This window comes from Candidatus Pantoea rara (assembly GCF_051136265.1).
Lineage (GTDB): Bacteria > Pseudomonadota > Gammaproteobacteria > Enterobacterales > Enterobacteriaceae > Pantoea > Pantoea rara.
The window spans coordinates 425,100-446,988 of sequence record NZ_CP194942.1; the positions used below are offsets into that span (position 1 = coordinate 425,100).

The 21,889-nt window shown below is 53.9% G+C and carries 27 protein-coding genes; 23 read left to right on the forward strand and 4 right to left on the reverse strand.

Annotated elements, in window-relative coordinates:
- Complete coding sequence (locus ACR8BF_RS01960) at positions 1 to 981, reverse strand: LacI family DNA-binding transcriptional regulator (RefSeq protein ID WP_179898865.1); 981 nt, start codon at positions 979 to 981, stop codon at positions 1 to 3.
- A 236-nt stretch (positions 982 to 1,217) separates the two neighbouring features.
- On the opposite strand from ACR8BF_RS01960, the gene tauA reads away from it, so the two are divergent.
- The 4 genes from tauA to tauD are packed head-to-tail and all read left to right on the forward strand — an operon-like array spanning position 1,218 to position 4,632.
- Positions 1,218 to 2,195, forward strand: coding sequence for a taurine ABC transporter substrate-binding protein (gene tauA, locus ACR8BF_RS01965; protein ID WP_434745492.1), 978 nt, complete (start codon positions 1,218 to 1,220; stop codon positions 2,193 to 2,195).
- A gap of 9 nt (positions 2,196 to 2,204) precedes the next feature.
- On the forward strand, positions 2,205 to 2,972 hold the full coding sequence (gene tauB, locus ACR8BF_RS01970; protein ID WP_283546929.1) for a taurine ABC transporter ATP-binding subunit: 768 nt from the start codon (positions 2,205 to 2,207) through the stop codon (positions 2,970 to 2,972).
- Positions 2,969 to 3,796 (forward strand): taurine ABC transporter permease TauC, encoded by an 828-nt coding sequence (gene tauC, locus ACR8BF_RS01975; protein WP_434745493.1) that lies wholly within the window; start codon positions 2,969 to 2,971, stop codon positions 3,794 to 3,796. Before tauB ends, tauC begins: the two co-directional genes overlap by 4 nt.
- Positions 3,793 to 4,632, forward strand: a complete 840-nt coding sequence (tauD, locus tag ACR8BF_RS01980; protein ID WP_434745494.1) for a taurine dioxygenase — start codon at positions 3,793 to 3,795, stop codon at positions 4,630 to 4,632. The genes tauC and tauD overlap by 4 nt, the downstream gene beginning before the upstream one ends.
- Before the next feature lie 33 nt (positions 4,633 to 4,665).
- Here the strand turns inward: tauD and ACR8BF_RS01985 are convergent, their stop codons facing one another.
- Positions 4,666 to 6,570 (reverse strand): ABC transporter ATP-binding protein, encoded by a 1,905-nt coding sequence (locus ACR8BF_RS01985; protein WP_136196205.1) that lies wholly within the window; start codon positions 6,568 to 6,570, stop codon positions 4,666 to 4,668.
- 112 nt (positions 6,571 to 6,682) lie between these two features.
- Between ACR8BF_RS01985 and kefG the strand changes: the two genes are divergently transcribed.
- From kefG to slyD, 4 genes are all read left to right on the forward strand, one after another.
- Positions 6,683 to 7,234, forward strand: a complete 552-nt coding sequence (gene kefG / locus ACR8BF_RS01990; protein ID WP_179898871.1) for a glutathione-regulated potassium-efflux system ancillary protein KefG — start codon at positions 6,683 to 6,685, stop codon at positions 7,232 to 7,234.
- Positions 7,235 to 9,040: a glutathione-regulated potassium-efflux system protein KefB gene (kefB, locus tag ACR8BF_RS01995; protein WP_179898872.1), complete on the forward strand. Its 1,806-nt coding sequence runs from the start codon at positions 7,235 to 7,237 to the stop codon at positions 9,038 to 9,040.
- 23 nt (positions 9,041 to 9,063) lie between these two features.
- Positions 9,064 to 9,258: a YheV family putative zinc ribbon protein gene (locus ACR8BF_RS02000; RefSeq protein ID WP_010253033.1), complete on the forward strand. Its 195-nt coding sequence runs from the start codon at positions 9,064 to 9,066 to the stop codon at positions 9,256 to 9,258.
- 197 nt (positions 9,259 to 9,455) lie between these two features.
- On the forward strand, positions 9,456 to 10,022 hold the full coding sequence (gene slyD, locus ACR8BF_RS02005) for a peptidylprolyl isomerase (RefSeq protein ID WP_010671583.1): 567 nt from the start codon (positions 9,456 to 9,458) through the stop codon (positions 10,020 to 10,022).
- 95 nt (positions 10,023 to 10,117) lie between these two features.
- Here the strand turns inward: slyD and ACR8BF_RS02010 are convergent, their stop codons facing one another.
- Positions 10,118 to 10,336, reverse strand: a complete 219-nt coding sequence (locus ACR8BF_RS02010; RefSeq protein WP_010253031.1) for a SlyX family protein — start codon at positions 10,334 to 10,336, stop codon at positions 10,118 to 10,120.
- Between the two features lie 269 nt (positions 10,337 to 10,605).
- Here ACR8BF_RS02010 and fkpA point away from each other — a divergent pair, with 269 nt between their 5' ends.
- The 11 genes from fkpA (at position 10,606) to bfr (ending at position 18,845) form a co-directional block, all read left to right on the forward strand.
- Positions 10,606 to 11,451, forward strand: a complete 846-nt coding sequence (gene fkpA, locus ACR8BF_RS02015) for an FKBP-type peptidyl-prolyl cis-trans isomerase (RefSeq protein ID WP_179898873.1) — start codon at positions 10,606 to 10,608, stop codon at positions 11,449 to 11,451.
- Between the two features lie 165 nt (positions 11,452 to 11,616).
- Positions 11,617 to 12,339, forward strand: a complete 723-nt coding sequence (locus ACR8BF_RS02020; protein ID WP_136196209.1) for a helix-turn-helix transcriptional regulator — start codon at positions 11,617 to 11,619, stop codon at positions 12,337 to 12,339.
- The gene (gene tusD / locus ACR8BF_RS02025; protein WP_179898874.1) at positions 12,339 to 12,725 is read left to right on the forward strand and encodes a sulfurtransferase complex subunit TusD; all 387 of its coding nucleotides are present in this window, start codon (positions 12,339 to 12,341) and stop codon (positions 12,723 to 12,725) included. The genes ACR8BF_RS02020 and tusD overlap by 1 nt, the downstream gene beginning before the upstream one ends.
- On the forward strand, positions 12,725 to 13,084 hold the full coding sequence (tusC, locus tag ACR8BF_RS02030; RefSeq protein WP_179898875.1) for a sulfurtransferase complex subunit TusC: 360 nt from the start codon (positions 12,725 to 12,727) through the stop codon (positions 13,082 to 13,084). The genes tusD and tusC overlap by 1 nt, the downstream gene beginning before the upstream one ends.
- A gap of 9 nt (positions 13,085 to 13,093) precedes the next feature.
- Positions 13,094 to 13,381 carry a sulfurtransferase complex subunit TusB gene (tusB, locus tag ACR8BF_RS02035; protein WP_292986826.1) on the forward strand — a complete coding sequence of 96 codons (288 nt, stop codon included), beginning with the start codon at positions 13,094 to 13,096 and terminating at the stop codon, positions 13,379 to 13,381.
- A gap of 124 nt (positions 13,382 to 13,505) precedes the next feature.
- Positions 13,506 to 13,880 carry a 30S ribosomal protein S12 gene (rpsL, locus tag ACR8BF_RS02040; RefSeq protein ID WP_003852912.1) on the forward strand — a complete coding sequence of 125 codons (375 nt, stop codon included), beginning with the start codon at positions 13,506 to 13,508 and terminating at the stop codon, positions 13,878 to 13,880.
- Positions 13,881 to 13,976: 96 nt separating this feature from the next.
- Positions 13,977 to 14,447, forward strand: coding sequence for a 30S ribosomal protein S7 (rpsG, locus tag ACR8BF_RS02045; protein ID WP_003852909.1), 471 nt, complete (start codon positions 13,977 to 13,979; stop codon positions 14,445 to 14,447).
- 90 nt (positions 14,448 to 14,537) lie between these two features.
- Entirely contained in the window at positions 14,538 to 16,652 is a 2,115-nt protein-coding gene (gene fusA / locus ACR8BF_RS02050; protein WP_179898877.1) for an elongation factor G, read from the forward strand.
- A gap of 68 nt (positions 16,653 to 16,720) precedes the next feature.
- The gene (gene tuf, locus ACR8BF_RS02055) at positions 16,721 to 17,905 is read left to right on the forward strand and encodes an elongation factor Tu (RefSeq protein WP_179898878.1); all 1,185 of its coding nucleotides are present in this window, start codon (positions 16,721 to 16,723) and stop codon (positions 17,903 to 17,905) included.
- A 172-nt stretch (positions 17,906 to 18,077) separates the two neighbouring features.
- Positions 18,078 to 18,272: a bacterioferritin-associated ferredoxin gene (gene bfd, locus ACR8BF_RS02060; protein ID WP_179898893.1), complete on the forward strand. Its 195-nt coding sequence runs from the start codon at positions 18,078 to 18,080 to the stop codon at positions 18,270 to 18,272.
- A 99-nt stretch (positions 18,273 to 18,371) separates the two neighbouring features.
- Positions 18,372 to 18,845, forward strand: a complete 474-nt coding sequence (gene bfr, locus ACR8BF_RS02065) for a bacterioferritin (RefSeq protein ID WP_179898879.1) — start codon at positions 18,372 to 18,374, stop codon at positions 18,843 to 18,845.
- Here bfr and ACR8BF_RS02070 read toward each other — a convergent pair.
- Positions 18,832 to 19,605 carry a prepilin peptidase gene (locus tag ACR8BF_RS02070; protein WP_434745906.1) on the reverse strand — a complete coding sequence of 258 codons (774 nt, stop codon included), beginning with the start codon at positions 19,603 to 19,605 and terminating at the stop codon, positions 18,832 to 18,834. The genes bfr and ACR8BF_RS02070 overlap by 14 nt on opposite strands.
- Positions 19,606 to 19,998: 393 nt before the next feature.
- Between ACR8BF_RS02070 and rpsJ the strand changes: the two genes are divergently transcribed.
- From rpsJ to rplW, 4 genes are read left to right on the forward strand one after another with little or no spacing between them, the layout of a single operon-like run.
- On the forward strand, positions 19,999 to 20,310 hold the full coding sequence (gene rpsJ, locus ACR8BF_RS02075; RefSeq protein WP_001181005.1) for a 30S ribosomal protein S10: 312 nt from the start codon (positions 19,999 to 20,001) through the stop codon (positions 20,308 to 20,310).
- Positions 20,311 to 20,342: 32 nt separating this feature from the next.
- On the forward strand, positions 20,343 to 20,972 hold the full coding sequence (rplC, locus tag ACR8BF_RS02080; RefSeq protein WP_003850712.1) for a 50S ribosomal protein L3: 630 nt from the start codon (positions 20,343 to 20,345) through the stop codon (positions 20,970 to 20,972).
- Positions 20,973 to 20,982: 10 nt separating this feature from the next.
- Positions 20,983 to 21,588, forward strand: a complete 606-nt coding sequence (gene rplD, locus ACR8BF_RS02085; RefSeq protein WP_003850711.1) for a 50S ribosomal protein L4 — start codon at positions 20,983 to 20,985, stop codon at positions 21,586 to 21,588.
- Entirely contained in the window at positions 21,585 to 21,887 is a 303-nt protein-coding gene (gene rplW / locus ACR8BF_RS02090) for a 50S ribosomal protein L23 (protein ID WP_003850708.1), read from the forward strand. Before rplD ends, rplW begins: the two co-directional genes overlap by 4 nt.
- The last annotated feature ends 2 nt before the right edge of the window (positions 21,888 to 21,889 follow it).

A 21,889-nucleotide genomic window follows, 5' to 3' on the forward strand; every position in this document is an offset into this window, starting at 1 on the left:
TTAACTGGATGCGCGTTCGACGCGCGTCCAGGGCAGCACCTCACGAATCACTGGCGCGTTCGGATTACGAATCTTCTGCAGCAGCAGCTGCACACTGCGCGCGCCCAGTTGGTTCATCGGTTGCTCGATGGTGGTCAGTGGCGGATTGAGGCTGCGGGTAAACGACACACCATCAAACCCGACCACCGCCAGATCTTCCGGCACGCGCAGACCCGCTTCCAGCGCCGCATGCACCACGCCCACCGCCAGCACGTCTGACACCGCAAACACTGCGTCCGGCGGTTCCGGTAGCGCCATGAGTTCTCTCAGTGCCTGGCTGCCCGCCTCACAGGAGATCTCGTAGGTATAGGAGATGCCGGACCATGCATATCCCAGCTCCTCAATTGCCTGCCGGTAACCCTTTTCCCGATGATGTGAGTACAGGTAACGCATATCGCCATTGACCAGCCCGATGCGTTTACGCCCTTTCCCGGCGAGATAATGGACGGTGTCGCGGGCTGCCTCCTGGTGATCAATGCTGACTGAGGAAGCGGGGATATCCGGATCAAATTCACAGCACTGCACCCAGGGCGCACCGGCGATCAGCGCCTGTAAATCCGGTAAGCCTGAAGCAGCATCCATGGTAATAACGCCATCCACCACTTTCCCGGTCAACAGGGAGAGATAGGCGGCTTCACGCTGAAGCTTCGAGGCGGAGTTGCAGAGCAGGATGTGATAACCGTGCAGTTCTGCTTCGGCCTCAATGCCCTGCACCACGCGTGAACAGAAGGGATTAGTGATATCCGATATCAGCACCAGCAGCATGTGGCTTTGCGCCGTGCGCAACTGACGCGCCAGTAAGTTGGGCTGATAGTCGCAGGCAGAGATGGCCGCCAGAACTTTCTCACGCGTATCGGGCTTTACGCCGGGATGCGCGTTGAGAACCCGCGATACTGTGGCTTTGGAAACGCCAGCCAGCTGAGCGACTTTCTCGATCGACATCGGATTCAGAGACCTTAACAGGCAATCATTGGGAACGCATATGAATAGCACAGGCACAATGTGAGCGCCTGACATTTTTGCTTACTTTAGCTATTTTCAGCATTTGCGATTTTCAGCTTAGTTTTGCAGATAGTGATCTAAGAACTTATTTCTATTAGGGATAATTTTTAATTCCTTTGTGAAACTATCGCGCGCAGAGACACTGCCTCTACGATTAAAAGGGTGGGGTAGTGATCATGGCAGCAACACGTTTAACTTTCTTAGCCGCAGCGCTGGCGCTGATGGCATTTCGGGCTGATGCAGTCAATGTCACTGTCGCGTACCAGACCTCTGCCGAACCGGCGAAAGTGGCACAGGCTGATAACAGTTTTGCCAAAGAGAGCGGGGCCAGCGTCGACTGGCGTAAGTTTGACAGCGGTGCAGGCGTATTACGCGCGCTGGCGTCCGGCGACGTCCAGATTGGTAACATCGGTTCCAGCCCGTTAGCGGTCGCGGCGGCGCAGAAGCTGCCAATTGAAGCCTTTTTACTTGCCTCTCAGCTGGGCAACTCTGAAGCGCTGGTAGTGAAGAAGAACATCACCACACCCAAAGATCTTATCGGCAAGCGCATCGCAGTGCCGTTCATCTCTACTACCCATTACAGCCTGTTGGCTGCACTGAAGCACTGGGGCATTCAACCGTCGCAGGTACAGCTGGTTAATCTGCAGCCGGCTGCGATTATCGCGGCCTGGCAGCGTGGCGACATTGATGGCGCTTACGTCTGGGCGCCTGCGGTGAATGAACTGGAAAAACAGGGCAAGGTGCTGACCGACTCAGCGGAAGTGGGGAGCTGGGGATCGCCGACGCTGGATGTCTGGGTGGTTCGTAAAGATTTCGCTGAGCAGCATCCGGAGATCGTGACCGCCTTTGCCCGCAGCGCGCTTGATGCGCAGCAGGCCTACCTTAACAGTCCCGACGGCTGGCTGAAGCAGCCTGATAACCTTAGCAAACTCTCTCGCCTCAGCGGGGTGCCGGAAGCGCAGGTGCCGGATCTGGTGAAGGGCAATACCTACCTCACGGCGCAGCAGCAGGTTGAGCAGCTGGGCAAACCGGTCAATAAAGCAATTGTCGATACTGCGCAGTTCCTGAAAGCGCAGGGCAGAGTGCCTCAGGCGGATAACGACTACAGCAGCTACGTGACCTCCCGTTTCGTCGCGCCATTAGTTAAACCCTAAGGAGGCACTATGCTGCGTATTGCTCACCTTAATGCACGTTATGCCGGACAGCCGGTGTTGCAGGATATCAATCTGCAGCTGGACAGCCATGAACTGCTGGTGGTGCTCGGTCCTTCCGGCTGCGGTAAAACCACGTTGCTGAATCTGGTTGCCGGATTTCTGCCGGTGGAATCGGGCAGCATCACGCTGGATAACCAGCCAGTAACGGGGCCTGGTGCCGAGCGCGGCGTGGTGTTTCAGAATGAAGGCTTACTGCCATGGCGTAACGTGCTGGATAACGTCGCTTTTGGCCTGCAGCTGGCGGGGATGTCGCGCCCGGCGCGCGAGGCCATCGCGCGGAAGCTCATCAGGCAGGTGGGGCTGGAGGGTGCGGAGAAGCGCGCCATCTGGCAGTTGTCCGGCGGTCAGCGTCAGCGGGTAGGTATTGCGCGTGCGCTCGCCACCGATCCGCAACTGCTGCTGCTGGATGAGCCTTTCGGCGCACTCGATGCCTTTACCCGCGAGCAGATGCAGACCCTGCTGCTGACGCTGTGGCGCGACAGCGGTAAACAGATCCTGCTGATTACGCACGATATTGAAGAGGCTATTTTTTTGGCCAGTGAACTGATTCTGTTGTCGCCAGGACCGGGCCGCATCGTGGAGCGGTTACGTCCCGGCTTTGGTCAGCGCTTTGCCGCAGGCGAGTCGTGCCGCAGCATCAAATCCGATCCGCAGTTTATCGCCCAGCGCGAATATGTACTGAGCCGGGTATTTGATCAGCGGGAGGCGTTTGCATGAGCGCATTAATCCACGACAAGTCTCTGCCAGTGCGCCGTCGTTTGCGCTGGCCGTTTTCAACCGCCTTTACGCTAAGCATGCTGAGTCTCTCTTTGCTGTTGCTGCTCTGGTGGGGTGTGACTGCGCTGGGTCTGATTGCTCCGCTGTTCCTGCCGTCACCCCAGCAGGTGTTCAGCAAGCTGCTGCTGATTGCCAGCGCGCAGGGCTTTATGGATGCCACGCTGTGGCAGCATCTGGCCGCCAGCCTGACACGGATGCTGATTGCGCTGACGGCGGCGGCCGCCATCGGCATTCCTGTGGGAATTCTGATGGGTCTCAGCCCGGTAGCACGCGGGATACTCGATCCGCTTATCGAAATCTATCGCCCGATTCCGCCACTCGCCTATCTGCCGCTGATGGTGATCTGGTTCGGCATTGGTGAGACGTCGAAAATCCTGCTGATCTACCTGGCCATCTTCGCGCCGGTGACACTCTCCACTCTGGCTGGGGTGCGAAACACCCAGCATGTGCGGATTCGTGCGGCACGCTCGCTGGGGGCTAACCGCTGGCAGTTGCTGCGCTGGGTGATTCTGCCGGGCGCGCTGCCAGAAATTCTCACCGGTCTGCGCATCGGGCTGGGGGTGGGCTGGTCAACGCTGGTGGCAGCGGAGCTGATTGCTGCCACGCGGGGCCTCGGTTTTATGGTGCAGTCAGCGGGAGAGTTTCTCGCCACCGATGTGGTGCTGGCGGGTATCGCAGTGATCGCTTTTATCGCTTTTAGCTTAGAACTTGGGCTTCGCGCGTTGCAGCGCCGTCTGACGCCCTGGAGTGGAGAACAATCATGAATGAACGTCTGCGTTTTACCCCGCTTGGTCCTTACATCGGCGCACAGGTCTCTAACCTGGATGTCTCTCGCCCATTGAGTGATGCGCAGTTTGAGCAGCTTTATCATGGTCTGCTGCGTCACCAGGTGCTGTTTCTGCGTGACCAGAAGATTACGCCGGAACAGCATCGTGCACTGGCGATCCGCTTTGGCGACCTGCATATCCATCCGGTCTATCCGCATGCGGAGGGCGTCGAAGAGATTATCGTCCTCGATACCCATCAGGATAATCCGCCGGATAATGACAACTGGCACACGGATGTCACCTTTATTGAGACACCACCCGCTGTCGCGCTGCTGGCCTCGAAGGTGTTACCGGAGTCGGGAGGTGACACGCTCTGGACCAGCGGGGTGGCGGCTTACGAGGCGCTGTCGGCGCCCTTTAAGCAGTTGCTGGCAGGTCTTTACGCCGAGCATGATTTCAAAAAGTCATTCCAGGAGTATAAGTACCGTAAAAGCGAGGAGGAGCACCAGCGCTGGCAGCAGGCGGTGGCGAAACATCCGCCGGTGCAGCACCCCGTGATCCGCACGCATCCGGTCAGCGGTAAAAAAGCGCTGTTTGTGAATGAGGGTTTTACCACGCGGATCGTGGATTTAAGCGAGAAGGAGAGTGATGCGGTGCTGAGCTTCCTGTTTGCGCACGCCACCAAACCGGAGTTTCAGGTGCGCTGGCGCTGGCAGCCAGACGATCTGGCTATCTGGGATAATCGGGTCACGCAGCATTATGCCAATGCCGACTACTATCCTGCGCGGCGGATCATGCAGCGCGCAACCGTGCTGGGTGATAAACCCCGTTAAAAGAGACGCTCCCCGCTCGTGGGGAGCGTATTTTTATGAGGCCATAATCTGTTCGAGTTGTTCCTGCGCTTCCAGCCACGCCATCTCAACCTCCTCCAGCGCAGATTTACTCTCTGCCTGACGCTGCAGCGCAGTGGTCAGGTCCGCTTTACGGCTCTGATCATAAATCGCACTGTCTGAGAGCTGAGCTTCGGCATCGGCCAGCTGGCTCTGCCACTTGCTCATCTGCTTTTCCAGCTTCTCTATCTCTTTGCGCAGCGGCTGGGTCTGGGTGCGAAGTTCGGCATCCCGGCGCTTCTGATCTTTACGCGCCTGGGCACTGTTGCCGTTATCCTGCTTTGGTGCGGCATCCTGTTGCGCCTGCTGCTTCTGCAGATCGCTCAGCCATTGCTGATAATCATCGAGGTCACCTTCAAACACATCCACTTTGCCATCGTGCACCAGATAGAGATCGTCGGTGGTCGCGCGCAGCAGGTGACGGTCGTGTGAGACCACGACCAGGGCACCTTCGAAGTCGATCAGCGCTTCGGTCAGCGCCTGGCGCATATCAAGATCAAGGTGGTTGGTAGGTTCATCCAGCAGCAGCAGGTTAGGGCGCTGCCAGACAATCAGCGCCAGCACCAGTCGCGCTTTCTCTCCGCCGGAGAAGCGCTCGGTGTTCTCAGTGACTTTGTCGCCACGGAAATCGAAGCCGCCCAGGTAGTCGCGCAGTTGCTGTTCCAGTACTTTAGGCGCTATGCGTGCCAGATGCTGCAGCGGCGACTCATCAGCCCGCAGGTACTCCAGCTGATGTTGGGCGAAGTAACCAAGCTTGATCCCTTTCGCCAGCCCCATCTTGCCATCCATCGCTTCCAGCTCTCCCGCCAGCAGCTTAATCAGGGTCGATTTACCGGCACCGTTACGACCCAGCAAGCCAATGCGCGAGCCTGGCACCAGGTTGAGCTTGATGGCGTCGAGAATAATACGATCGCCATAACCTGCGGTGACCTTCTCCATTTTCATCAGCGGATTAGGCAGGTTTTCCGGCTTGCGGAAGGTGAAGCTAAAGGGGTTGTCGACATGGGCAGGCGCGATCATCTCCATGCGCTCCAGCATCTTGATACGGCTCTGTGCCTGCTTCGCCTTAGTGGCCTGAGCACGGAAGCGATCAATGTAGCTGTGCAAGTGCGCCACTTTCTCCTGCTGGCTCTCATACAGCGCCTGTTGCTGAGCCAGTTTGGCGACGCGCTGCCGTTCAAAGGAGCTGTAGTTGCCGGTGTATTCGAACATCGACTCCTGTTCGATATGGATAATTTTGTCGATGACCGGATCGAGGAAATCACGATCGTGCGAGATCAGGATCAGCGTGCCTTCATAACTCTTCAGCCAGCGCTCCAGCCAAATGACCGCATCGAGATCGAGGTGGTTGGTCGGTTCATCCAGTAGCAGCAGATCGGAACGACAAATCAGCGCCTGTGCCAGGTTGAGGCGCATGCGCCAGCCACCGGAGAAGTCGCTGACCGGACGCTGCAGCTGTTCCTGGCTGAAGCCCAGACCATGCAGCAGGCTTGAGGCGCGCGCATGGATGCTCCATGCCTGCACCGCATCCAGCTTGCCATGCAGCAGCGCGATAGCATTGCCATCGTCGCGGAGATTAGCGTCTGCCAGTTCAGCTTCAAGCTGACGGAACTGGCGGTCGCCATCGATCACGTACTCCAGCGCGGCTTTATCCAGCGCAGGGGTTTCCTGATTCACCCAGGCCAGCGCCCAGTGAGTGGGGAATGTGACGGTACCGGCATCGCTGGTGATTTCACCTTTTAACAGCGACAGCAGCGTGGATTTTCCACAGCCGTTTTTACCCACCAGCCCGACCTTCTGGCCGGGATTAATGGTGGCGGTGGCGTTGTCGAGCAGGACGCGGATGCCGCGGCGAATTTGTAAGGCTGAGAAGACAATCATGTAAGCGCCGTATCGTCAGAATATGTTAATTTACTGGCAACATAATGAGATTTTGCTGCGTCGTGCATGGTAGCGGAAAACCGCACCAATGACGACGCTTTGGAGGGAAAGGATGTCGCAGCCACCCAGGGTTTTGCTGCTTTATGCTCACCCGGAATCACAGGATTCGATCGCGAATCGGATTTTGCTACAGCCGGCTCAGGCTCTGGAACATGTCACCGTGCACGATCTGTACGCGGCCTATCCGGATTTTTTTATCGATATTCATCATGAACAACAATTACTGCGCGAACATGACGTCATCATTTTCCAGCATCCAATCTATACCTATAGCTGTCCGGCGCTGCTGAAAGAGTGGCTGGACAGGGTCCTGTCACGCGGCTTCGCCAATGGCGTGGATGGCAATGCGCTGGAAGGAAAGTACTGGCGCAGCGTGGTCACGACCGGAGAACCGGAAAGTGCCTTTAAACAACAGGGTCTGAACCGCTATTCGCTTAACGACATTATGCGTCCTTTTGAGCTGACCGCGCAGATGTGCCGTATGCACTGGATGCCGCCGATGATTATTTACATGGCGCGTCGTCAGAGTCCTGAATTAATGAAAAATTACGCTCGCGCCTATGGTGACTGGCTGGCAGCACCGCTGCCGAATGGAGGGGTATAGATGGAAGGGCAAACGCTGCTGACCGCCGGGGTGATTTATCTGGTCGCGGCGGTATTGATTGTACCGGTGGCAGCGCGCCTCGGTATTGGTGCTGTTCTGGGTTATCTGGTGGCGGGCATCGCCATCGGCCCGTGGGGATTAGGCTTTATCAGCGACGTCGATGAGATTCTCCACTTCTCTGAGCTCGGTGTGGTTTTCCTGATGTTTATTATCGGGCTGGAGCTGAATCCGGCAAAGCTGTGGGCGCTGCGCCGCTCCATTTTTGGCGTCGGCGCAGCGCAGGTCATCTTCTCAGCAGCCATTCTCGGCGGCTTATTGTGGCTGACCGCCTTTAGCTGGCAGGCTGCGATCATCGGCGGTATAGGTCTGGCGATGTCCTCGACCGCCATGGCGCTGCAGCTGATGATGGATAAGGGCATGAACCGCAGCGAAGCGGGGCAACTGGGCTTTTCAGTGCTGCTGTTTCAGGATATCGCGGTGATTCCTGCCCTGGCGCTGATCCCGCTGCTGGCCGGAACCGACAGCGGTCATATCGACTGGATGAAGGTCGGCATGAAAGTGCTGGCGTTTGCCGGGATGCTGGTGGGCGGACGCTATCTGCTGCGGCCGATCTTCCGCTACATCGCTGCATCGGGCGTGCGCGAGGTCTTTACCGCAGCTTCGCTGTTGCTGGTGCTGGGTTCCGCGCTGTTTATGGATGCGCTGGGCCTGTCGATGGCGCTGGGGACATTTATTGCGGGGATCCTGCTGGCGGAAAGCGAATACCGGCATGAGCTGGAAGTCGCTATCGACCCGTTCAAGGGTTTACTGCTGGGCCTGTTCTTTATTTCAGTTGGCATGGCGCTCAACCTCGGTGTGCTCTATACCCATATTGTGACCATTCTGCTGGGTGTCGTGACGCTGGTGGCAGTGAAAACGCTGGTGCTCTATGTGCTGGGGCGCATTTATGGCCTGCGCAGTTCCGAGCGTCAGCAGTTCGCGGGCGTGCTGAGTCAGGGGGGCGAATTCGCTTTCGTGCTCTTTTCAGCGGCCTCTTCTGCAAAACTCTTCTCTGGCGATCAACTGCCGATGTTGCTGGTGACGGTTACCCTGTCGATGATGACCACGCCGCTACTGATGAAAGGCATCGATCGTCTGCTGGCACGCCGCTTCAACGAGCCAGATGAAGATGCAGAAAAACACTTTGTTGAAGACGATCAGCCGCAGGTGATTGTGGTGGGCTTTGGTCGCTTCGGGCAGGTGGTGGGCCGTCTGTTGATGGCGAATAACAAACGCATCACGGTGCTTGAGCGCGATATTAGCGTGGTGAGTCTGATGCGGAAATATGGCTATAAGGTCTACTACGGCGATGCCACGGAGCTGGAGCTGCTGCGGGCGGCCGGTGCGGCCAGCGCTCAGTCGATTGTGATCACCTGTAATGAACCGGAAGATGTGATGAATATTGTACATCTGTGCCAGCAGCATTTTCCGCAGTTACAGATTCAGGCGCGCGCCCGTGGCCGCGTTGAAGCACATGAGCTGTTACAGGCGGGCGTCACGCAGTTCTCACGTGAGACGTTCTCCAGTGCGCTGGAGCTGGGACGTAAGACTCTGATGACGCTGGGGATGCATCCGCATCAGGCGCATCGCGCCCAGCAGCATTTCCGCCGGCTTGACATGCGTATGCTGCGCGAGCTGATGCCCAATCTTTCTGAGAGCGCGCAGGCTTCGCGCGTCCGTGAAGCGCGGCGTGAACTGGAAGATATCTTCCAGCGCGAAATGCAGCGCGAAAAGCGGCAGATCGACGGCTGGGATGATGAAGAATAACCTTTATAAACAGGCAGAAGAAAATGCGTAAACGTTTTATTGCCGGTGCGACATGCCCGCACTGCCAGGAGAAGGACACGCTGGCGATGTGGCGTGAAAATAATGTCGATGTCGTGGAGTGCGTGAAGTGTGGTCACCAGATGCGTGAGGCGGATAAGCAGGCGCGCGATCAGGTTCGTACCAATGAGCAGGTTATCGGCATTTTCCATCCTGAGTAGCGGAATCGGGCAGCTTTTTTTACGCTTAAACTTACAGCGGGATTGAATTCCGTTACAATTGTCGCCATTAAGGCTGAAGTCGCAAGAGAAAGTGAAACCCCTCTTGTACTCAGCCCCGAACCTTTCTGGTTGGTGTTATTGCACGCAAGAATAGACCAATGAGACGGGATCTCAGCTCTCAACGGTTAGGAGATATCATGAAAGTAGCAAAAGACCTGGTGGTAAGCCTGGCCTATCAGGTACGTACAGAAGACGGCGTGTTAGTTGACGAGTCACCGGTGAGTGCACCGTTAGACTACCTGCACGGTCATGGTTCCCTGATTTCTGGTCTGGAAAATGCGCTGGAAAACCACATTGCCGGCGACAAGTTTGACGTGCATATTCCTGCAAACGATGCTTACGGGCAGTACGACGACAACCTGGTACAGCGCGTTCCTAAAGACGTCTTCATGGGCGTTGACGAACTGCAGGTTGGCATGCGCTTCCTGGCAGAGACCGATCAGGGTCCGGTACCGGTGGAAATCACCGAAGTGGAAGATGACCACGTTGTGGTTGATGGTAACCATATGCTGGCGGGTCAGAACCTGAACTTCAACGTTGAAGTCGTTGCTATCCGTGAAGCCACCCCGGAAGAACTGGCTCATGGCCACGTTCACGGTGCAGATGGCCATCATCACGACCACGATCACGGCCATGATCATGATCACGACCATGATCAAGGTAAAGGCGGTTGTGGAACTGGCGGTTGCGGCTGCAGCCACTAAGTCTCAACAGACCTTTAAAGGCCACCTCCGGGTGGCCTTTCTTTTGGCTGTTACTCTGGTTCTGCCCGGCTGAACCGGGGCCAGATGACCCGCAATCAGTAGTGCGGGGGTGGCGTTTCTTCAGACTGTGAGGCGACGATCGAGGGCGCATTCGCTTTGAGCTTGTCGGTTAAGATGCGCATCTGTTCACGCATCTTATTCATCTCCAGCTCGTGCTGAACCACCGCGCTGTTCAGCTGATCGATAGTCATCTCCTGAAAGGCCAGTTTGCTCTCTAACGTCTCCAGACGTTGTTCCCACTCAGATTGTTGCATGACCTGTTCCTCTGTTAAGGTGCGACTCCGGGCGTGATTCTACGACCTGAATGTCAGGAATCACCTGTTTTTTTCATGATTGACGGCGTTGCGCTTGAAAAAAGGCAGCGCGGCATCATCTCTGATGAAACTTCCCGATGTTATAAAGGTCGGAGGTAGACCGGGTAATTACATTGTGGGAGTGTTCGACACTGCCACGTAAAGTTATAGTGTGGGCCCTGAAGTCCGCAATGTTTCCCGAGGTTAGACGCTTCGGTTTTGGAGAATGGATGAAATCACTGTTTAAAGTCACATTGTTAGCTACCACTATGGCTGTTGCACTGAATGCACCAATGGCAATGGCAGCAGACACCGCTGCGGCGCCACAGGCTGCACCAGCCGCCGCGCCGCAGTCCGCGCCGCAGGCACCTAAAAATGCTGCTTTCAAAGATGAAGACCAGCAGTCTGCCTACGCACTGGGTGCTTCACTGGGTCGCTACATGGACAACTCCCTGAAGGAACAGGAAAAACTGGGCATCAAACTGGATAAGCAGCAGCTTATTGCGGGTGTTCAGGATGCGTTTGGTGGCAAGAGCAAGCTGTCTGATGAAGAGATTGAGCAGACGCTGCAATCCTTTGAAGGCCGCGTGAAAGGCGCAGCCTCAGCGAAAATGGAAAAAGATGCGAAAGAGAACTCTGAAAAGGGTGAAGCCTTCGCAACCAAATTTGCTAAAGAGAGCGGCGTGAAGAAAACCGAAAGCGGCCTGCTGTATAAAGTTGAGAAAGAGGGCACCGGCGACGCACCTAAAGACAGCGACACTGTAGTAGTGAACTACAAAGGTACGCTGATTGACGGTACTGAATTCGACAACTCTTATACCCGTGGCGAGCCACTTTCATTCCGTCTGGATGGTGTTATCCCGGGCTGGACTGAAGGCCTTAAGCACGTGAAGAAAGGCGGCAAGATTAAGCTGGTGATCCCACCAAACCTGGCTTACGGCAAAAATGGCGTTCCGGGCATCCCGGCTAACTCCACCCTGGTATTTGATGTTGAGCTGCTTGATATCAAACCAGCGCCTAAAGCAGATGAAAAAGCACAGGCCCCTGCGCCTGCTGCTGCTGAAAAAGCGCAGTAATCTGCTGACCGCCGCCTCCGGGCGGCGGTTTCATTTTAGCCTCACGACAAACCTCTGGCATAAGCCGACGACATTTGCCAGACTAATGCCTGCCTAATTATCCCATATTGAGTCTGCCCATAAGCCGCTGTGACAGGCTCCAGCCATTCAGGGTGATACTCTTCAATGTCTAATCCATTCAATCCGGGTGAACTGAGCGACTTCGATCTTCTGGAGCAGCGCCCGTTCGAACAAACTGATTACGATATTCTGAAATCGTACGAGGCTGTCGTGGATGGCCTGGCGATGTTGATCGGCTCGCATTGTGAAATCGTCCTGCATTCGCTTGAAGATCTTAAGTGTTCGGCTGTGCGTATTGCCAATGGGGAACATACCGGCCGTAAAGTGGGTTCGCCTATCACCGATTTAGCCCTGCGTATGCTGCACGACATGCATGGCGCTGACAGCAATGTCTCCCGCGCCTATTTCACGCGTGCCAAAAGCGGCGTGCTGATGAAGTCGGTCACGATTGCGATTCGCAACCGTCAGCAACGGGTCATTGGCCTGCTCTGCATTAATATGAACCTGGATGTGCCGTTCTCACAGATCATGTCGACCTTTATGCCGCCCGAGATGCAGCAGGTTGATTCCAACGTCAACTTTGCCAGTTCAGTCGATGATCTGGTGATGCAGACGCTGGAGTTCACCATTGAAGAAGTGAGCGCTGACCGCAATGTGTCGAACAACGCCAAGAACCGTCAGATTGTGCTCAACCTGTATGAGAAGGGAATCTTCGATATCAAGGATGCCATCAACCAGGTGGCTGATCGGCTGAACATTTCGAAGCACACCGTCTATCTCTACATTCGCCAGTTCAAAAATGGCGACTTCCAGGGACAGGATCGGTAATGCGTTACACGCTGATGGTCACCGGCCCGGCCTACGGAACGCAACAGGCGACCAGTGCATACCTGTTTGCCCGCGCGCTGCTGGCGGCGGGCCATGAGCTTGAAAGTGTTTTCTTCTATCGCGAAGGGGTGCTGAATGCTAACCAGCTCACCGCGCCGGCCAGTGATGAATTTGACCTGGTGCGCGCGTGGCAGGCATTACATCAGGAGGAGGGTGTGGCACTGAACATCTGTGTGGCGGCCGCGCTGCGGCGAGGTGTCAGCGATGCGCAGGAAGCGGCCCGGCTCCAGCTGGCAGGCAGTAACCTGCAGCCGGGCTTTACACTGAGTGGTCTGGGGGCGCTGGCGGAAGCGGCGCTGAGCTGTGAACGCATGGTGCAGTTCTGATGAATCGTGTCGCATTTGTTTTTACCCGGGCACCTCACGGCAGCAGTGCAGGGCGCGAAGGATTGGATGCCGCGCTGGCCACGGGTGCACTCAGCGAAGATATCGGCCTGTTTTTTATCGGTGATGGTGTTCTGCAGCTGAATCTGCATCAGCACCCTGAGACGATTAAGAGCCGTCACTATGCGGCGACCTTTGGCGTGCTGGCGCTGTATGACATTGAGCAGTGCTATCTCTGTCGGACATCGCTGATCGCGCGTGGATTAGAGGTTGACGCTGACCGGTTGCTGGATGTTACGCTACTGGACGCGCCGGCGTTGCGGCAGATGCTGGCCAGCTACGATCGCATCCTGACTTTTTAAGAGACGTTAATGCTGCACACTTTAATGCACTCACCGGCACACAGTGACCTTGAGACTCTGCTTTTAATGGCAGATGCAGGCGATGACCTGCTGCTGCTGCAGGATGGCGTGCTGGCCGCCTTAGCGGGGAGTCGCGCATTGATGCAGCTCTCCAGGAGCAATGCGACATTGTGGGTGCTGGACGAAGATGTTCAGGCTCGCGGCCTCACTGCACAAATTTCGACCAGTGTGCAGTCAATAGACTATAATGGCTTTGTCACGCTAACGATCAGGCATCAGCAACAAATCGTGTGGTAATCGGCTAAAACCTGGTTATTTCTTGACACCCCTTTGACTCAGCCCTAAAATTCTGCCTCCTCGTAATTCTACGAGGCGATTTATTACGTGTTTACGAAGCAAAAGCAAATCCAGGAGCTATTTAATGGCAACAGTTAACCAGCTGGTTCGCAAACCACGCGTCCGCAAAGTTGCAAAGAGCAACGTGCCGGCGCTGGAAGCTTGCCCGCAAAAACGTGGCGTTTGTACTCGTGTGTACACCACCACTCCTAAGAAACCAAACTCCGCACTGCGTAAAGTCTGCCGTGTGCGTTTGACCAACGGTTTTGAAGTTACCTCCTACATTGGTGGTGAAGGTCATAACCTGCAGGAACACTCCGTGATCCTGATCCGTGGCGGTCGTGTAAAAGACTTGCCAGGTGTGCGTTACCATACCGTTCGTGGCGCGCTTGACTGCTCAGGTGTTAAAGACCGTAAGCAGGCTCGCTCCAAGTACGGCGTGAAGAAGCCAAAGGCTTAATGGTTCTCCGTTAAGTAAGGCCAAACGTTTTAAATTAAATGTCATAATAAACTCATAGAGTTTTGGACAATCCTGAATTAACAACGGAGTATTTCCATGCCACGTCGTCGCGTCATTGGTCAGCGTAAAATTCTGCCAGATCCTAAGTTCGGATCAGAGCTGCTGGCCAAATTTGTAAATATCCTGATGGTAGATGGTAAAAAATCTACTGCAGAATCAATCGTTTATACCGCGCTTGAGACCCTGGCTCAGCGTTCAGGTAAAAACGCACTGGAATCTTTTGAAGTAGCCCTGGAAAACGTGCGTCCGACTGTCGAAGTTAAGTCACGTCGCGTTGGTGGTTCTACTTATCAGGTACCAGTTGAAGTCCGCCCGGTTCGTCGTAATGCTCTGGCAATGCGCTGGATCGTAGATGCTGCTCGTAAACGCGGTGATAAATCAATGGCTCTTCGCCTGGCGAACGAACTTTCTGATGCTGCAGAGAACAAAGGTACTGCAGTTAAGAAACGTGAAGACGTTCACCGCATGGCAGAAGCCAACAAGGCGTTCGCACACTACCGTTGGTAATCACCACGTAGTTGTTAAACCAGCGGGCGCTCAATCAGCCAACCCGCTGGGGTCGACTTACCTTGAACGCCCGAGAATCAGAGGAATCAAATGGCTCGTAAAACACCCATTGCTCGCTACCGTAACATCGGTATCAGTGCGCACATCGACGCCGGTAAGACTACCACTACCGAACGCGTTCTGTTCTACACCGGTGTAAACCACAAAATCGGTGAAGTACATGACGGCGCAGCAACCATGGACTGGATGGAGCAGGAACAGGAACGTGGTATTACCATCACTTCCGCTGCGACCACCTGTTACTGGTCTGGTATGGCCAAGCAGTTTGAACCGCACCACATCAACATCATCGACACCCCAGGACACGTTGACTTCACCATCGAAGTTGAACGTTCTATGCGTGTGCTTGATGGCGCGGTAATGGTTTACTGTGCAGTTGGTGGCGTTCAGCCACAGTCTGAGACCGTATGGCGTCAGGCTAACAAATATAAAGTTCCACGCATTGCGTTCGTTAACAAAATGGACCGCATGGGTGCTAACTTCCTGAAAGTTGTTAACCAGATGGAAGTTCGTCTGGGCGCAACTCCAGTTCCTCTGCAGCTGGCTATCGGCGCAGAAGAGAAATTCACTGGTGTGGTTGACCTGGTGAAAATGAAAGCTATCAACTGGAACGACGCAGATCAGGGCGTCACCTTCGACTACGAAGATATTCCAGCTGATATGCAGGAACTGGCTGAAGAATGGCATGCGAAGCTGGTTGAAGCCGCTGCTGAAGGCTCTGAAGAGCTGATGGAGAAATTCTTCAGCGGTGAAGAACTGACTGAAGAAGAGATCAAAACATCTCTGCGTAAGCGTGTTCTGAACAACGAAATCATCCTGGTTACCTGTGGTTCTGCATTTAAGAACAAAGGTGTTCAGGCGATGCTGGATGCAGTTGTAGAATATCTGCCAGCACCGACTGACGTTACCGCGATCAACGGTATGCTGGACGACGGTAAAGACACGCCGGCTGTTCGCCATTCTGACGACAGCGAGCCGTTTGCTGCACTGGCGTTCAAAATCGCTACCGACCCGTTCGTGGGTAACCTGACCTTCTTCCGCGTTTACTCCGGTATTGTTAACACGGGTGACACCGTGTTCAACCCGGTTAAGTCAAACCGTGAGCGTCTGGGCCGTATCGTTCAGATGCACGCTAACAAGCGTGAAGAGATTAAAGAAGTTCGTGCGGGTGATATCGCAGCTGCGATCGGCCTGAAAGATGTGACCACTGGTGACACCCTGTGTGATCCAGATAACGTCATCATCCTTGAGCGCATGGAGTTCCCGGAGCCGGTAATCTCTATCGCCGTTGAGCCGAAAACCAAAGCTGACCAGGAAAAAATGGGTCTGGCTCTGGGCCGTCTGGCAAAAGAAGATCCATCATTCCGCGTATGGACTGATGAAGAATCAAACCAGACCATCATCGCGGGTATGGGTGAATTGCACCTCGACATCATCGTTGACCGTATGAAGCGTGAATTCAACGTTGAAGCAAACGTGGGTAAACCACAGGTTGCTTACCGTGAAGCGATTCGTACCAAAGTTACCGATGTCGAAGGTAAACACGCCAAGCAGTCTGGTGGTCGTGGTCAGTACGGTCATGTTGTTATCGACATGTACCCACTGGAGCCAGGTTCGAATCCGAAAGGCTACGAATTTGTCAACGACATCAAAGGTGGTGTAATTCCTGGTGAATACATCCCTGCGGTTGATAAAGGCATCCAGGAGCAGCTGAAATCAGGCCCTCTGGCTGGCTATCCGGTTGTGGATCTGGGCGTGCGTCTGCACTATGGTTCATACCATGATGTCGACTCCTCAGAACTGGCGTTTAAACTGGCCGCATCTATTGCCTTCAAACAAGGCTTTAAACAAGCGAAACCAGTTCTGCTTGAGCCTATCATGAAGGTTGAAGTTGAAACGCCTGAAGAGAACACGGGTGATGTCATCGGTGACCTTAGCCGTCGTCGTGGTATGCTTAAAGGGCAGGAATCTAACGCTACTGGCGTTCAGATTCACGCTGAAGTTCCGTTGTCTGAGATGTTCGGATACGCAACTCAGCTGCGTTCTCTGACCAAAGGTCGTGCTTCTTACTCCATGGAGTTCCTGAAGTATGACGATGCGCCGAACAACGTAGCGCAGGCCGTTATTGAAGCTCGTAGCAAATAAGCTACGGTTTAAATTTGAACTGATGCCTTCACCCAGATGGTGAAGGCACAACGTAAGGAATTATCGCCATGGCGAAAGAGCAATTTCAGCGTAACAAACTGCACGTAAACGTGGGCACCATCGGTCACGTCGACCACGGTAAAACCACCCTGACTGCAGCTATCACCACCGTACTGTCTAAAACTTACGGCGGCCAGGCTCGTGCATTCGATCAGATCGATAACGCACCAGAAGAGAAAGCACGTGGTATCACCATCAACACTTCACACGTTGAGTATGAAACCCCGACTCGCCACTATGCGCACGTTGACTGCCCAGGCCACGCCGACTATGTGAAAAACATGATCACCGGTGCTGCGCAGATGGACGGCGCGATCCTGGTTGTTGCTGCGACTGATGGCCCGATGCCACAGACCCGTGAGCACATCCTGCTGGGTCGTCAGGTTGGCGTTCCTTACATCATCGTGTTCCTGAACAAGTGTGACATGGTTGATGATGAAGAGCTGCTGGAACTGGTTGAAATGGAAGTTCGTGACCTGCTGTCAGCCTATGACTTCCCAGGCGACGACACGCCAATCGTTCGTGGTTCTGCTCTGAAAGCACTGGAAGGCGAAGCTGACTGGGAAGCTAAAATCCTGGAACTGGCTGAGCATCTGGACAACTACATCCCAGAACCACAGCGTGCGATCGACATGCCGTTCCTGCTGCCAATCGAAGACGTATTCTCAATCTCTGGCCGTGGTACTGTTGTTACCGGTCGTGTTGAGCGCGGCATCGTTAAAGTCGGCGACGAAGTTGAAATCGTGGGTATCAAAGATACTGCGAAATCAACCTGTACCGGTGTTGAGATGTTCCGTAAGCTGCTGGACCAGGGTCAGGCAGGCGAAAACTGTGGTGTTCTGCTGCGCGGTATCAAGCGTGAAGACATCCAGCGTGGCCAGGTTCTGGCTAAGCCAGGCTCAATCAAGCCACACACCCAGTTCGAGTCAGAAGTTTACGTTCTGTCTAAAGACGAAGGTGGCCGCCATACTCCGTTCTTCAAAGGCTATCGTCCACAGTTCTACTTCCGTACAACTGATGTGACCGGCTCAGTAGAGCTGCCAGAAGGCGTTGAAATGGTAATGCCAGGCGACAACATCAAAATGGTTGTTACCCTGATTCACCCAATCGCAATGGACGAAGGTCTGCGCTTCGCAATCCGCGAAGGTGGCCGTACCGTTGGCGCGGGTGTTGTTGCTAAAGTTATCGCTTAATTGTGATATCTATAGTGGTCGTGTAACGGCCACTGTTGAAACACAGTGAAAAGAGCACTTCGGTGCTCTTTTTTTTTGCTTAAAAATCGACATAACCCTGTAAAGGGTGGTTTGTAATAAAAACGATTCGTATTTACACTGTGTGCAGAAAATGTACCCGAGTGATGAATCAATGTACGTCTGCCTGTGTAATGCCATCAGTGATAAAACGCTTCGTGAAGTCGTGCGTCGCTATCAGCCTAAATCTATCCAGCAATTGCGTCAGTTTGTGCCAGTTGGCAAACAATGCGGCAAATGTATTCGCGCTGCGCGGGAAATCATGGATGAAGAGATGCAACATGCACCGCTATATAAAGAGATAGCCTGACAGCGATTACTACGTGAATACCCACAATATTTGTCGCGTTTTTTTGACTTCTTTTTAACCGCATCTACGCTCTAATAAACCAGACGCGGAGGGTTAACAATGAAGGGCGATATAAAAGTTATTAGTCATCTCAACAAACTGCTTGGAAATGAGCTGGTTGCCATCAATCAGTATTTTCTGCATGCACGCATGTTTAAGAACTGGGGTCTGACGCGCCTCAATGATGTGGAGTACCACGAGTCGATCGATGAGATGAAGCATGCCGATAAATATATCGAGCGTATTCTTTTTCTTGAAGGCATCCCAAACCTTCAGGATCTGGGACGGTTGCGAATCGGTGAGGATGTTGAGGAGATGCTGAGTTCAGACCTGAATCTTGAGCTGGAAGGTGCTAAGGATCTTCGTGAAGCTATCTCCTATGCTGACAAAGTCCATGACTATGTCAGCCGTGACATGATGATTGAAATTCTGGCGGATGAAGAACATCACATCGACTGGATTGAAACGGAACTTGAGTTAATCCAGAAGATGGGTATCCAGAACTATCTGCAGGCTCAAATCAAAGAAGCGTGAAACGGGTCTGTAGAACGATTGTTACCCAGCCCGCAATGGCCAGGAAAGGGCCAAACGGTAGCGGGCTGTCCCCCTGAATTAACCCTCGCACTTGCAGCATCATGATAGTCGCCAGTGCCAGAACAGTGGCACCCAGCGCAATCCAGGGTAATGCCTGCCAGCCACAGCAGGCACCTAACGCTGCGAATAGCTTCATATCGCCATAACCTAATCCTTCGCACCCGCGAACCTGCCGATAGCTCCAGGCAAGTAGCCATAATGCACAGTAGCCCGACAGGGCACCCCCTATCGCCGTTGTTTCGTTTCCAGTCAGGGTCGCGTGGAGTAATCCCAGCCAGAGCAGCAGATAGCTTAGCGGGTCAGGTATGCAGAAGTGATGACGATCAATGGCAGCTGCCAGGAATAAGAGGCCGGAAGCAGTGAGGATGAAAATAGCATCGGTAGAATCAGTAAAGCTTTGCTGCACCAGCATGCAGAGCATTGCAAATAGCCATTCAGTGATAAAGCTATCTGCACTGAATGGATGATGACAGATACGACACCGTCCTTTTAACACCGGCCAGCTTATCAGGGGCAAAGTGTCGCGCCATAGCAGGCGCTGCTGACAATGGTCACAGTGTGAACCGGGAAAGCAGATTGCCGCAAACCATTGAGCGGGTGAGAGAGCGGGGGAGAAGCGCGCACAGGCCAGCGAAAGAAAACTTCCTAATACGCTTCCGCCAGCCAGGGCAGCAATTTGAGTAGTGACAGTAGGTGACATCATTCAGTTCCAGACAAAAGACTACAGGCACTCTCATCGGCTTCAGGTTCTGTGTCATCCAGGAATAAAGAACTGCGGAAATTCCCTCACAGCCGAATGACAGAATTATCAGCAATATGGCAACGTAATGCGGCACACGCCTCACGAATCGGCCACTATTTCATGGGTAAAAGGTCAGCACGGGTTGCTTCCTGAACAGATTTACGTATAATGCGCGGGCCTGCAGATATTGCAGGCGCGATTCGAGCAGAATCGCAGACGGCTGAAATATAGGCCGCCTGACAATACTCCCAATTGGGGAGTTATATGCTGAACGATTACACTCTCCCATCAATCGTAATGGGCTCGAGTAGTAATTTTTTTCGTCTATAAAAAGTTTGGAGCTCTGGTCTCATGCAGAACCAAAGAATCCGTATCCGTCTTAAAGCGTTTGATCATCGTCTGATCGATCAATCAACCGCGGAAATCGTTGAGACCGCCAAGCGCACTGGTGCGCAGGTTCGTGGTCCAATCCCGCTGCCAACCCGCAAAGAGCGTTTTACCGTTCTGATCTCTCCGCACGTTAACAAAGATGCGCGTGATCAGTACGAAATCCGCACTCACAAGCGTCTGGTAGACATCGTTGAGCCAACTGAAAAAACCGTTGATGCTCTGATGCGTCTGGATCTGGCTGCCGGTGTTGACGTGCAGATCAGCCTGGGTTAATCAGGTCATCGAGCGATTGAGAGGTTGAAACAATGATTGGTTTAGTCGGTAAAAAAGTGGGCATGACCCGCATCTTCACTGAAGATGGCGTTTCTATCCCCGTCACCGTAATCGAAGTTGAAGCGAACCGCGTTACTCAGGTCAAAGGCCTGGAAAACGATGGTTACCAGGCAATTCAGGTTACCACCGGTGCTAAAAAAGCAAACCGTGTGACCAAACCTGAAGCTGGTCATTTTGCTAAAGCTGGCGTTGAAGCTGGCCGTGGCCTGTGGGAATTCCGCACCGCTGAAGGTGAAGAATACTCTGTAGGTCAGAGCATCAGCGTTGAGATTTTCGCTGAAGTTAAGAAAGTTGACGTAACCGGTACCTCTAAAGGTAAAGGTTTCGCCGGTACCGTTAAGCGCTGGAACTTCCGTACCCAGGACGCTACTCACGGTAACTCCTTGTCTCACCGCGTTCCGGGTTCTATCGGTCAGAACCAGACTCCGGGCAAAGTGTTCAAAGGCAAGAAAATGGCAGGTCAGCTGGGTAATGAGCGCGTAACCGTTCAGAGTCTGGACGTAGTACGTGTTGACGCTGAGCGCAACCTGCTGCTGGTTAAAGGTGCAGTTCCCGGTGCTACCGGTAGCGACCTGATCGTTAAACCAGCTGTGAAGGCGTAAGGGGATAGCAATGGAATTAGTATTGAAAGACGCGCAGAGCGCGCTGACTGTTTCCGAAACTACCTTCGGTCGTGATTTCAACGAAGCGCTGGTTCACCAGGTTGTTGTTGCTTACGCATCTGGCGCCCGCCAGGGTACTCGTGCGCAGAAAACTCGCGCCGAAGTAACTGGTTCAGGCAAAAAGCCATGGCGTCAAAAAGGCACCGGCCGTGCGCGTGCAGGTTCTGTAAAGAGCCCAATCTGGCGTTCAGGTGGTGTGACCTTTGCTGCGAAGCCGCAGGACCACAGTCAAAAAGTTAACAAAAAGATGTACCGCGGCGCGCTGAAAAGCATCCTGTCCGAGCTGGTACGTCAAGATCGTCTGATCGTTGTCGAATCATTTGCTGTAGAAGCACCGAAAACCAAGCTGCTGGTACAGAAACTGAAAGACATGGCTCTGGAAGACGTGCTGATCATCACCGGTGAACTGGATGAGAATCTGTTCCTGGCTGCGCGTAACCTGTACAAGGTTGACGTGCGTGATGCATCCGGTATCGACCCAGTTAGCCTGATCGCCTTCGACAAAGTCGTTATGACTGCTGATGCAGTTAAGCAAGTTGAGGAGATGCTGGCATGATCCGTGAAGAACGTCTGCTGAAAGTACTGCGCGCGCCGCACGTATCTGAAAAAGCATCTAGCGCGATGGAAAAAACCAATACCATCGTTCTCAAAGTTGCTAATGACGCGACCAAAGCAGAGATCGTTGCTGCTGTTGAGAAACTGTTCGAAGTAGAAGTTAAAGACGTAAACACCCTGGTAGTTAAGGGCAAAGTTAAGCGTCAAGGACAGCGTATCGGTCGTCGTAGCGACTGGAAAAAAGCTTACGTCACCCTGAAAGAAGGCCAGAATCTGGACTTCGCTGGCGGCGCTGAGTAAGT